Raw genomic sequence first — 11,047 nt, forward strand, 5'->3', positions numbered from 1 at the left:
GCGAGGTTGGCGCGGGCGGTGAGCGTGTCGGGGTGCTCGCCGCCCAGCAGCCGCTCCGCGTCGGCCACCATGTCTCGCCAGTATGTGGTGGCGGAAGCGGCCAGGCCGGTGTTGAGGAGGCTGTTGCCCGCGCGATACAGCACGGGGTGCCCTTCGGGTTGCCAGAGGTGGTCACCGGTGTGGTGGGCGAGGGCGCTGGTGTTCGCGCGCAGGGCAGCTGTCTGGTCGACGTGGTGCTGATCGAGGTCCGGCCAGATCTGGAGGAGAGCGTCGGCTGCTGCGGTGGTGAGCGCTGGTACGTCGGTGGCGGAGGTGGTTTCGCGGGTGGCGCGGGCGGTGAGGGCGTGGATGCTGACGGCGCGGGGTTCGGCGCGGGTGTCGCAGGTGAGCAGTGCGTAGCGGTGCAGTAGTCGCAGGGTCGAGTGGGTCTGTTCGGCCGTGGCGGGTGCGGGGTGCGTGGTGGTGTCGTCTTGCGAGGGCGGAGGCGGGGTGCGGTGGGTGGCGAGGTGGTTGAGAAGGGCAGAGGTGTTCCACAGGGCATGGGGGTGGCCGGCGGGATCAAGGAGGGCAGTCAGGCGCAGGACTGCGGTAGCAAGGCCAGTGGTGTCGGCGGCCTGTGCGGCGTCGAGGGACAGCAGGAGAGCAGTGGTGATCTGAGTGGGCTGGGTCGGTTTGTGGTAACCCTCGGTATCGGCTGTCGCCGGCATGACCTTCTCCAGCCGGGCGCGACGGTCGTTGAACAGGCGCAGGTATGCGCCGGCGCTGAGTTCTTCGTTGATCATGTGGGCGGCGGCCATGCCGAGTCCCAGCGGGAGGTGTCCCAGGGCTTCGGCGAGTTGCGTCGTGTCGTCGTCGAGAAGATGGCTCATGTTCTCGGCGGCGAGGCGTTGCTCCAGGTAGGCGGCGGACTCGGCAGGGGTATAGACGTCGATGTCGACGCGGATGCGGCCGTTGCCGGTCAGACGTGCGTCTCTGCGCCGGGTAGTGGCCAGGACATGGCCGGTGCCGGTCAGGCTGACGGGCCACCAGGGGTCGACGGTGTCCGGGTCGGTGATGTCGTCCAGGACCACGAGCCACCGTTCCCGCGTGGTGCGCAACCACTGCAGCAGCAGGTGGGCGTCTGCTTCCAGATCCTGGCCGGACGTTCCGGGCAGTTCCAGAAGGGCGGCGGCCTCGGCATAGCGGGCGATCACCTGCTGCACGTCGGCGGCCGGTGTCCAGACCACAAGGTCGGCGTCTTTCCTGAGTGCGTCGGCTGCGTAGGCGGCGGCCATCTGAGTCTTGCCGACGCCGCCCCCACCGGACAGTACGCGGGTCGGTTCCTGGGCCAGTACGACCGATCCATTGTCCGCCCATGCCGCGTCGATCCGCTCACGGAGGCCGGTGCGGGGCTGAAATGCCGTGGCCAACGCGGGGATCGGACCGGCCTCCACCTGCCGCGCCACCCTGTCCTCGCCTTTCCTCACGGCCGTGCTCTCTGCGGTCACGTCGTCCAGCGTGGTGGTGGTGCCGGGATGGCCGTGCCGGGTGATCAGGTCGGCGAAGCCGGGCAGGCTGAGGGCTTCGTGGATGGGGACGGCGTGCAGGCGGCGCCAGCCCATGGTCCGGTTGTCCTCCACCGCGACCCCGACCAGCCGGTCGTGGCAGAAGATCGCTGCTCCGGAAGCGCCCGCCCAGGGACGCTGACCGTCGCGGCCAAGGTCTGGCCATACCCGGCAGTTCAGAACCCAGGACGACGATGCCGTAGAGACCACTGGCAGCTCACCGCGCAGGTCCTCGAAATCGCCGCGGAGGGCTTCGTCCGCGAAAGCGGGAAGGCCGGCTCCGCTGAACGGCAGCGGAACAACGCCACCAGGCTGCCCCCACCGCACCGGACCGTCCGTCCCTGTGACAGGCGTCTCCAGCCACAACAGGGCCACATCCAGTGCATCCTCGGGAGGCACACCTTGACGGGTGTCCGGCCAGCACACCTGGGCCCGCCGTTCTGCGAGGTCCCCGAAACGGGGGTGCCCCACCCGGACCTCCACCTGCTTCGCCCACCCGCCGTCATGCAGCACCACGTGCAGGGCCGTCAGAACGAGCTGCGGGCCGATCAGGTAGCCAGAACCGGAACCCCCCGGGTTCTTGGTGCGGATCCAGGCAAGACGTTGCGCCTCCACGTCACTGCTCCCACGGCCGCTTCTGCTCCGCCCCCGCAGCCGTCGGCGGCTCTGCCGAAGTCCCGTCCGGCTGCACCGTGCCAGGCGTCTGCGAGGCTGCGGCACCGGGATCATCTGAGGTGGAGTGGCGGATTTTGGCGCGGCTGCCGCCCAGGGCTTCGTCGTGGACCTGCAGCGCCAGCGTCAGGGTCTGACGATGCGTACGGCCCGACCCGCCACCGCCCTCACCACCGACCTTGGCCCCCGGAAGACCGACCTCGACCTTCACCTTGCCGTCCTTGTCGCGGCGGAACTCCACCTCCAGCGTCAGCTGAGCCTGCTCCACCTCGAACTGCAACTGCTGGCCTACGCCCTCGTCCTGCGCCTCATACAGCTCACGCCGCAGTTCCCCCAGCGCTTCTGCCAATGTGACCGCTTCCACGGTGATTCCCCCAAAATCCTGCGCCGGACACCGGCGCTTCCCTGGAGCAGTCTGTCCCATTCGCCCTGTCCCCCGCAGCGGTTCACGCTGCACGACCCGCTGTGCTTCCACGCCGTCCGGCGGCAGGGATTTTCACCGGGCCAGAGGACCTGCTGGAGCTGAACTGCTGCACGGTGCAGGGCGAATGGGACAAGCTATGGATCGAGGCGTCCAGTACCTGGCGTCGGGTAGGGGGACTGCGCGTGAGGGGAGTTGTGCGCTCGGAAGCGTCGGCAGAGCCGCGAGATGAGCCGTACACGGGGCACAACGAGGCCACCAACTGGCCGTTCCGGTCCGAGGCGGAACACGCGCAGTCGGCACTGGGGGCGGAGTACCGCCTGGGCGGCGAAGCCGGTGTGAAGGCTGACGCCGGGGCCCTGTGCTCCGAGGCTGGCGGGGACGTCGGTGAAGGGCCGGGTAGCACTCGGCGCCGGGTGCTGGCCTTGAACCTCGTGGTCCGTGATGAGGTCCGCGGCGCAGAGCGTGCCGGAAGCCGGCGCCCCTCCGCTGCCCCGGACCCCAACGACGGTCGGCTGCAGCACCGTCCCGGTACGGAACCGTCGGAGGATTCTGTACCGGATCCCGAGGCAGGCGCCGGGCCGCGGCCGGGGGAGAGATGACGTTGGACCCGGAGCGCTTGGTGTTGGTGCGCACCACTATCCCTGATGGTGTGGGGTCTGGCTATCTGGTGGGCCCGCAACTGGTCCTTACCGCTCTGCACGTGGTGCTCCCAGACGGCCAATGGGCAGGACGGGTGGAAACTCACGTGGGTCACCCCCGCCACAAGAACTTGGTGAAGCGGCAAGCGGAGGTGTGCTGGCCCGACCCCCGCGATGGGGTACCGACCGAAGATGCTCTCGATGTGGCCCTTTTGTGGCTGGACGAGCCGGTGGCAACCAGCGATCAGCCAGTGCGCTGGGGCCAGCCCGGTGGCGTCTCGCCTCTGCCGTTCGAAGGCGCCGGTTTTCCCGTCTTTGCGGCCGATCGCGAGAGTGCGGCGCAGGTCGAGTATCTGCGCGGAGTGCTACCGACAGTGTCGACGTCGTCATCTGGCTGGGTCCTGGACAGCCCCGTCTGGCCGGCTCCAGGACGTAACACTGCGCGGCCGTGGGCAGGCGCGTCGGGCTCAGCCGTCTTCTGCCACGGCCGACTGGTCGGGGTGGCGGTCGAGGACAACAAGGCCATGGACTGGCGCCGTCTCCACGCCACCCCCATCCACGAGGCTCTGAGCCTGCCCGGCTTCGCCGACCTGATCACCCGGCACGGCCACCCCGGCACCACCCCTCGCCTCGAACACATAACCTCCGAGACCACCGCCACACAGCCGAACAGAAGCGAGGTGGTGTGGCCGGTGGAGATCGGACCGATACCAGCACTGGCTTCTGCCTTCCAGGCTCGCCAGCGGCTGCGCGAACAGATCGAGACGGCCCGGGCGGGCGCTGGATCGGTGGTACTGACACAGGTGCTCTCCGGTGGTGGCGGGGTCGGGAAGACCCAGTTGGCCGCTGCCTGCGCCACAGACGCCCTCAAGAGCGGCGTCGACGTGGTCGTATGGGCGACGGCGACCGAAGCTCAACTGGTGATCACGCAGTACGCGCGGGCCGCCGCCCGCCTTCGTCTGCCGGGCGTGAGCGGGCAGGAGCCAGAGGCCGCCGCCCGCACACTGCTGGACTGGTTAGCCACCACATCACGCCGGTGGCTGGTGGTCCTGGACGACATCACAGACCCCGCCACAGTCAACTCGTGGTGGCCCGTCAGTCGGACCGGTACCGGCTGGGTTCTGGCCACCACGCGCCTGAAGGACGCACGCCTGACTGGCGGTGGCCGCGCTCGCGTCGACATCGACGTCTACACCGCTGATGAAGCAGACACCTACCTGCACACCCGCCTCACTGATGACGGCATGGAACACCTGCTCGACGATCGAGCCCTGGCTCTCGCTGGAACTCTGGGCTATCTGCCACTGGCACTGAGCCTCGCCGCCGCCTACATGATCAACGAAGAACTCACCTGCACCTCCTACCTGCGACGGTTCACCGACCACCGGTTGGAGGAGGCGCTACCCGAGACGGCTGACACCGAAGGCTACGGCCAGCAGATCACCGCCGCCCTTCTCCTGTCCCTGGATGTCGCCCAGAGAGCCGACACCACCGGCCTCGCCCAGCCTGTCATCCGCCTAGCTGCTCTCCTTGATCCTGCCGGTCACCCCCATGCCCTCTGGACAACCCGGCCGGTTCTCAACTACCTGACCTCCCACCACACGTCATCTAGCACCGCGAGCACACCACAGGTCACAGCCGACCAAGCCCACACCGTCTTACGCTTGCTGCACCGCTACGCGCTGCTCACCTGCGACACCCGCGCCGAACCCCGCGACGTGCGTATCCACGCTCTGACCGCCCGCGCCGTGCGTGAGAGCACCACTGAGGAGCAGCAGGCGCTGCTCGCCACCGCGGCTGCCGATGCTCTACTTGAGCTGTGGCCCGAGGTCGACCAGCCCCACCACGACCTCGCGGCCGCTCTGCGCGCCAACACCGATGCTCTCGCCGGCCACACCCAGGACCAGCTCTGGCACTCCGACGCACATCCGGTCCTGTACCGGGCGGGCACCAGCCTCCTCAGCGCCGGCCTGGCTGCCTCCGCGGTCGCCTACTGGCAGGACATGACCACTGCTAGCGAGCGGCTGCTGGGCAACCACCACTTTCACACGCTCATCGCCCGGGCCCACCTCGCTGTGTCCTATGGGCAGGCGGGGCGTGCGAGGGAGGCCATTTTGATTGAGGAGCGGGTGCTGCTCGACAGTGAGCGGGTGCTGGGCAACGACCACCCCGACACGCTTACCACCCGGGCCAACCTCGCCGTCTCCTACTGGGAGGCGGGGCGTACGGGGGAGGCCATCGAGCTGCTGAGGCAGGTAGTGGCCGACCGTGAGCGGTTGCTGGGCGATGACCACCCCGACACGTTCACCGCTCGCAGCAACCTCGCTTCCTCCTACCGGCAGGCGGGGCGTACGGGGGAGGCCATCGAGCTGCTGAAGCAGGTAGTGGCCGACCGTGAGCGGTTGCTGGGCGACGACCACCCAAGCACACTCACCGCCCGGGCCAACCTTGCCGCCTTCTTTTGGGAGGCGGGGCATAGGGGGGAGACCATGAAGCTGCTGAAGAAGGCAGCGGCCGACTGCGAGCGGGTGTTGGGCGACGACCACCCCACCACACTCGCCGCCCGCAGCAACCTCGCTACCTCCTACCGGCAGGCGGGGCGTACGGGGGAGGCCATCGGCTTATTGAAGCAGGTAGTGGTCGACTGCGAGCGGTTGCTGGGCGACGACCACCCAAGCACGCTCGCCGCCCGCAGCGGCCTCGGCGTCTCTTATCGGGAGGCGGGGCGTATGGGGGAGGCCATCGAACTGCTGGAGCGGGTGGTGGCCGACCGTGAGCGGCTGCTGGGCGACGACCACCCCGACACCCTTAGCGCTCGCAACAACCTCGCCGATACGCGCAGAACGGAGGATGGATAGCACGTCGTTAGCAAATGGTTGCGGATGAGTAGTCTTCAGAGTTGCACTTACGAGTTGGTGCTCGCGAAGGCTAAGGGATGTCTCGTAAATGATCTTCGGTGTGGTCGGGGTGCGGCTGACCGCCACGGGGCCCGCTGTCTATCCGATGAGGTTGAGGTTGTACAGGCGGGCGATGCCAAGCATCGCGTGGTGGACGCCGTCGCCCTTGAGTCGGCAATCCCGCAGGATCTTGCAGCACTTCATGCGAGCAAAGACGTGCTCGACGCGTGCGCGGACTTGTTTGTGGGAGGTGTTGTGCGTCTTCTGCCAGTCGGCCGACTCTTCGCCTTTGCGGCGGCGATGTGGCATCGCCAGGCCGGTGCCTGGATAGCCGCCGTCCGCGATGGTCACCGTCCTGCCGACGGCGTCGTTCGCGCCGGATTCCTCCCATGCCGCCCTTGATCGGCCGCAGATTCCCGTACAGCTCACGAGCCGACGGAACGCCCGAGCTGCCGCGCCTCTGGTCGGCGCCGTCCGCCTCGGCGAACACCATGCGCAGCCGGGCCCTATCGGCGGGCTTCGCGCCGAACGCCGCGACGCGCAGCCGCTGCTCGCTGGCCGCAGACAGGTCGCCGCGCCACTATCGGGCGTGAATGAGGGCGGTGTCGAGTAGGTACTGCCAGTCGGACGACCCGAAGTGATCACTCTGCGGCGAGTCGATCCACATCTGCCACCACTCGCGGGTGCGCTCGGGCCACACGAACTCGACGAGGTCGCCGTCGCGCTCGATCCGGAACTCGGGCAGCTCGGGCGCCTCGGCGCTCTGCCACCTGAGCACGGTCTGCGGTACCGCATCCTTGTTGCCTCGCGCCCGCCGGTTCGGATCCTTCGGCGCCGGTCCGTTGCCCGCCACGGGGGAACCTCCAATCTGCCCACGGTGGGCACGGGACGCCAATTAGGCTGCGAGCGTGGATCTTTCGGGGGCGTCGGGGCTTTGGACCGTAGGGTCATTTCTGCTTGGACAGTCAGTGATCTTCGGCGGCGTAGTGATCAACAACAGGTCACAAGCGCGTAGGGAAGGTGCAGCTCGCGACGCCGAGTGGCAGCGCGTGCTCGCAGATCGGCGCGAGACTTTCGAACTCGACCACCTACAACAACTTCACGGAGCGATCACCGATCTGTTTGTCGTCGGTGGAGAGTGCATCACCCATTGGGTTCGGTGGCACCGGTACCGCGACCGACAAGCCGGGCCCAGTGACGCGCCCAGAGATGCGCAGCTCGACCGTGAGACACAAGAGATCTTCGACCGGGCAAAGGAGTTGGAGCGGGTCGCGAACGAGCACGCCGAGAGGATCAACCGGCTTGCCTCGCTCGTGATACCCGACAACCTTCGCAGTCGCGTCTACCAGGGCTCTTACCAGTTCGGAATGATGAAGGAGACCTTCGCCGACGAAGGGGCCGATGCGGCAGAACACGAACTTCCCCAGATGCTTGCCGCGCTGAGTCGCACTCAGCGCGGCGTGGCTGAACGCATCAGAGATATCTATGTTGCGCACCAGTCCGAGGCTGAGCCTGCAGCAGCTCGTCGATCAGCCCCTGCAAGTCGCCCAGGCGGCAGGGGGACGCGCTGAACGCCCTCCCGGTGACCGCGATATACCGCCCGTCGCCGTACAGCTCGACCGAGCCACCGCCGAGCGTGATGCGCCTGCCGTGCGGCAGCGCGCCGTGCCTCCAGACGTGCAGTCCGCCGCCGCTCACCGACACCTCGACCCATGTGTCGCCCGCAGCGTCGAGCACGCCCTGCGCCCAACCCGCGACCGCGCCGTTGGCGTCGAGGCAGTGATCGAGGTCGAGGCAGACGAGCCCGTCGCCGTCGAGAACGAACCTGAGCCCGGCGCCCGCAGTCGAGCGGGCGGCGTCCCGATGGCGCGACCAGGTCGACGGGTCGGTGCTGCTCGCTGCAGCGCCGTCGACGGTGATCGGGATCTTCCGCGAGGTGCGCCGGATCCACCGGGGGCGGCTCGTGAGTTCGTCGGGGAGCGTGCGGGCCGCCCGGTGAGCGGCGGCTCGACAGGCTGGCCGACAGAACCGCGCGTGCGACCGAGCCGTGATCGGCATCGGGCCGGCGCAGTGCTGGCAGGGCGGCTCGTCGTCATGAGTCCATGGTATCGATGCGTACGCTTTTAGCGCGCTGACCTGTGTGTTTCGGGTTCGTATCAGTGGGGCGGCAGGCTGAGAGGCGCTGTGCGGCACCCCTACCGCTCGCCATCGAATCAGCCTGCCGCGCCTGTGCGCGCCGCCCGACGCGTCACCCACGCCCTGCAGCGTGGCCGTTTTCCCCAGACCCGTACAGACCGACGCCCACAGCACCTCCCGAGGCTCGCAAGGGCGGGAGTGGGGAGTCACCTCCCAGGAAGTGCAAGGTCGGTGCGCTACGCCCTGAGTGAGCTTCTTCAGCGTTGCAGCTCCAGGGTGAGGACGGCCTTGGCGATTGACGTCATGCGGTTGGGGCTGCAGCGGGACCTGCGGAAGATCCGCCAGGACTTCAGGCGGGCGACCTGGAGGACGATGAGACTGCCGCTGGCGCGAGGAGATCCGGCCGGGTCAAAGTTCAGAGCAGCTTCTCGCCGATCCTGCCGTTCGGGTACAGGGCAGCGGCACGTGCAGCCAGTTGATCAGCCCTTAAGTGACCCAGGCCAGGCGGCCTGGCGGGACCATGGCGCGCGCCAGCAGCTGATCGTGACCCTGACATCTGTCAGGGTCGCAACGTCCCGGGTCCGCCCTACAGTTCGAGGCGCCGGCTGGGCGTCCCCTGCACCGCTACGGCGGCTGAAGCGGGGGACCAGTGAGAAAAGGACAGTGGATGACCAGGACCAGGAAGTATCTCTCCCTCTGGATGGCAGCCCTCGCCCTGACGGCGGGCGGTGTGATCGCCGCCCCTTCGGCCAGTGCCGCTGCCAGCGCCGAGTGCGGAGTTCGGGCGAGCGACGGCCGGCTGTGGTGCGGGAACGGAGCCCCCGCCATTCTGCGCTCGGGCGCCTATCACGAAGCGAACATAACGGGGCAGCTCTATTCCACCTTCAGCTGGTTCGACTGCTGGACCTATGGTGGACTGCACGGCGGCGGCAACACCACCTGGTACCACACCAAGGGTGACTGGACCGCTCCTGGCTACGACGGGTGGGGCTACGTCCCGGCGGACTGGGTCAACACACCGTCCTCGTTCGACGCCGATCCGAGCGCGCGCGGTCTGCGGCACTGCTGAGAGCAGCACTGCCGAGCTCGCCGGACCACCTCCTTGATGTCGTCGGTCTCGTCCACGAGACCGGCATCGTCGTCGTCGTGGCGCCCCATGTCGGCGACCCATTCCCTCCCGTTAACGGTGCCTGACGGATCAGTTCCGGGTCACTCGGGGATGATCTGTCCATGGGGTATGAGGCGAAGCGCCCTTTGGGTGCAGAGCAAGATCTAGTCACAGGTGGTAGCACCCTGCCCGAGGCTACAACCACTGAGCTTCTTCGATGTGGCCACCGATCGGTGACGGCCCGTGCAGCGTAACGAGCGAGGCTCCCGGGCTGTTGATCGAGATGTCTGACGTCTCAATCACGTTGCTCGGGAGCCTCGGTGGTCGTCCATCCTGCTGCACTTGACCTGCCGCATGCACTCGTGGAGTGAGTCTCAATGATGGTGTCAAGCCGATTGGGCGGCTGGTGGTGTGAGCGTGAAGTGCCTCTTGTCACGGAGCATGGCCCAGAGGACGTCGACTCGGCGGCGTGCGAGGGCGACCGGCGCTGCAAGCTCCGTCCGTCCCAGCGAGCGATGGTGGCACTGGTGTACCTGCGCGAGCACATCACTCTGGCGAAGATCGCTGCCGGGTTCGGGATCAGCGAGTCCACCGTGCATGCCTACACCAGCGCAGTCGTCGACCTCCTCGCCGCCCGTGCACCGGGTCTGCTGAAGACGCTGCGCGAGCATGATCCCGACTTCGTCCTGCTCGACGGCACTCTCGCCGAGTGCGACCGGGTCGGCGACGGCCGGGCCGACTACTCCCCCAAACACCGGCGCCACGGCGTGAACGTGCAGGTCGTCACCGATCCCGGCGGCCGGCTGTTGTGGCTCTCGCCCGCCCTGCCGGGCCGCACCCACGACCTGACCGCTGCCCGCACCCACCGGATCATCCGGATCTGCGAGCGCCAGGGCGTTCCGATCGTGGCCGATCTCGCCTACCAGGGCGCCGGTCCGTGGCTGACCACGGGCATCAAACGCAGGCCCCTGAAGAAACTGACTCCCACCGAGAAGACTCGCAACCGTGCCCTGGCCGCGGCGCGCGCACCCGTCGAACGCGGAGTCGCCCGCCTGAAGTCTTGGCGGATCTTCCGCAGGTCCCGCTGCAGCCCCAACCGCATGACGTCAATCGCCAAGGCCGTCCTCACACTGGAGTTGCAACGCTGAAGAAGCTCAGTGTTTCGCCGCCGTTCTCGTCCCAGCGCTTGCCCTCCTGCAGACACACCACGTCCGGTGCGAGTTCCTTGAGCATGTCCAGCTGGTCGGTCAGCCGGTGCAGCGAGCCGTCGCGGTCACGGCCGCCGTTGAGAGTGTTGTAGCTGACGACGCAGAGCGCCGGTTGCGCATTCATGTCATCTCCTACTCGTCTTCGGGAGCGGGGAGGACGGGCAGGCAGGGGGGTCTGCCGTTCCACGGGCAGACCCCCCTGCCTTGCACCTGGACTTCGGCTCAGTCCTGGTGGAGGCGGCGGACCCAGGCATCGGGGTCCGCGATCTCCGCCCTGCTGGGAAGGAGCGAGACGTCTTCCCAGACTCGGTTCACTGTGTGTGTGCCGTGGAGCTCCACAGCGCGTTCGATCATTGCGCCCCCTAGGTCGTTTCTGATGGCTCTTGGACGGTGTCTCGGAGCCAGATGACGATCGCGGTG

9 protein-coding genes and 3 pseudogenes are annotated in these 11,047 nt (G+C 67.9%); 3 read left to right on the forward strand and 9 right to left on the reverse strand.

The genetic code is table 11. The features are described from left to right. Together ACLVWQ_RS32795 and ACLVWQ_RS32800 are read right to left on the reverse strand one after the other, a co-directional pair. Positions 1 to 2,159: trypsin-like serine protease (locus tag ACLVWQ_RS32795; RefSeq protein WP_414112877.1), on the reverse strand; the 2,159-nt coding region annotated here is incomplete at its 3' end. Between the two features lies 1 nt (position 2,160). Next, on the reverse strand, positions 2,161 to 2,580 hold the full coding sequence (locus tag ACLVWQ_RS32800; RefSeq protein ID WP_414112878.1) for a trypco2 family protein: 420 nt from the start codon (positions 2,578 to 2,580) through the stop codon (positions 2,161 to 2,163). Between the two features lie 655 nt (positions 2,581 to 3,235). Between ACLVWQ_RS32800 and ACLVWQ_RS32805 the strand changes: the two genes are divergently transcribed. Beyond that, positions 3,236 to 6,136: a tetratricopeptide repeat protein gene (locus tag ACLVWQ_RS32805; protein ID WP_414112879.1), complete on the forward strand. Its 2,901-nt coding sequence runs from the start codon at positions 3,236 to 3,238 to the stop codon at positions 6,134 to 6,136. Between the two features lie 138 nt (positions 6,137 to 6,274). Here ACLVWQ_RS32805 and ACLVWQ_RS32810 read toward each other — a convergent pair. From ACLVWQ_RS32810 to ACLVWQ_RS32830, 5 genes and pseudogenes are all read right to left on the reverse strand, one after another. Further along, positions 6,275 to 6,568 (reverse strand): annotated as a pseudogene (locus tag ACLVWQ_RS32810) (transposase); the annotation flags it as partial. Positions 6,569 to 6,755: 187 nt separating this feature from the next. Beyond that, entirely contained in the window at positions 6,756 to 7,028 is a 273-nt protein-coding gene (locus ACLVWQ_RS32815; RefSeq protein WP_414112880.1) for a hypothetical protein, read from the reverse strand. A gap of 235 nt (positions 7,029 to 7,263) precedes the next feature. Then, positions 7,264 to 7,671, reverse strand: coding sequence for a hypothetical protein (locus ACLVWQ_RS32820; protein ID WP_414112881.1), 408 nt, complete (start codon positions 7,669 to 7,671; stop codon positions 7,264 to 7,266). After that, the gene (locus ACLVWQ_RS32825) at positions 7,649 to 8,233 is read right to left on the reverse strand and encodes a bifunctional DNA primase/polymerase (RefSeq protein ID WP_414112882.1); all 585 of its coding nucleotides are present in this window, start codon (positions 8,231 to 8,233) and stop codon (positions 7,649 to 7,651) included. The genes ACLVWQ_RS32820 and ACLVWQ_RS32825 overlap by 23 nt, the downstream gene beginning before the upstream one ends. A 335-nt stretch (positions 8,234 to 8,568) precedes the next feature. After that, positions 8,569 to 8,673, reverse strand: a pseudogene (locus ACLVWQ_RS32830) (IS5/IS1182 family transposase); the annotation flags it as partial. 305 nt (positions 8,674 to 8,978) lie between these two features. Between ACLVWQ_RS32830 and ACLVWQ_RS32835 the strand changes: the two are divergent. Together ACLVWQ_RS32835 and ACLVWQ_RS32840 are read left to right on the forward strand one after the other, a co-directional pair. Beyond that, on the forward strand, positions 8,979 to 9,380 hold the full coding sequence (locus tag ACLVWQ_RS32835) for a hypothetical protein (RefSeq protein ID WP_225890818.1): 402 nt from the start codon (positions 8,979 to 8,981) through the stop codon (positions 9,378 to 9,380). Between the two features lie 512 nt (positions 9,381 to 9,892). Then, a pseudogene (locus tag ACLVWQ_RS32840) lies at positions 9,893 to 10,567 on the forward strand (transposase family protein); the annotation flags it as partial. Here ACLVWQ_RS32840 and ACLVWQ_RS32845 read toward each other — a convergent pair. After that, positions 10,545 to 10,751: an endonuclease/exonuclease/phosphatase family protein gene (locus ACLVWQ_RS32845; protein ID WP_414112883.1), complete on the reverse strand. Its 207-nt coding sequence runs from the start codon at positions 10,749 to 10,751 to the stop codon at positions 10,545 to 10,547. The pseudogene ACLVWQ_RS32840 and the gene ACLVWQ_RS32845 overlap by 23 nt on opposite strands. A 98-nt stretch (positions 10,752 to 10,849) precedes the next feature. Further along, on the reverse strand, positions 10,850 to 11,032 hold the full coding sequence (locus ACLVWQ_RS32850) for a zinc-dependent metalloprotease (RefSeq protein WP_414112884.1): 183 nt from the start codon (positions 11,030 to 11,032) through the stop codon (positions 10,850 to 10,852). Between the last annotated feature and the right edge of the window lie 15 nt (positions 11,033 to 11,047).

The organism is Streptomyces sp. CWNU-52B, from assembly GCF_047444975.1.
Lineage (GTDB): Bacteria > Actinomycetota > Actinomycetes > Streptomycetales > Streptomycetaceae > Streptomyces.

What these genes read in the sequence shown, in the direction of transcription:
- ACLVWQ_RS32825 (WP_414112882.1), bottom strand. Translation starts at nt 8,233, where the DNA reads ATGCCGATCACGGCTCGGTCGCACGCGCGGTTCTGTCGGCCAGCCTGT.
- ACLVWQ_RS32835 (WP_225890818.1), top strand. Translation starts at nt 8,979, where the DNA reads ATGACCAGGACCAGGAAGTATCTCTCCCTCTGGATGGCAGCCCTCGCC.
- ACLVWQ_RS32805 (WP_414112879.1), top strand. Translation starts at nt 3,236, where the DNA reads ATGACGTTGGACCCGGAGCGCTTGGTGTTGGTGCGCACCACTATCCCT.
- ACLVWQ_RS32845 (WP_414112883.1), bottom strand. Translation starts at nt 10,751, where the DNA reads ATGAATGCGCAACCGGCGCTCTGCGTCGTCAGCTACAACACTCTCAAC.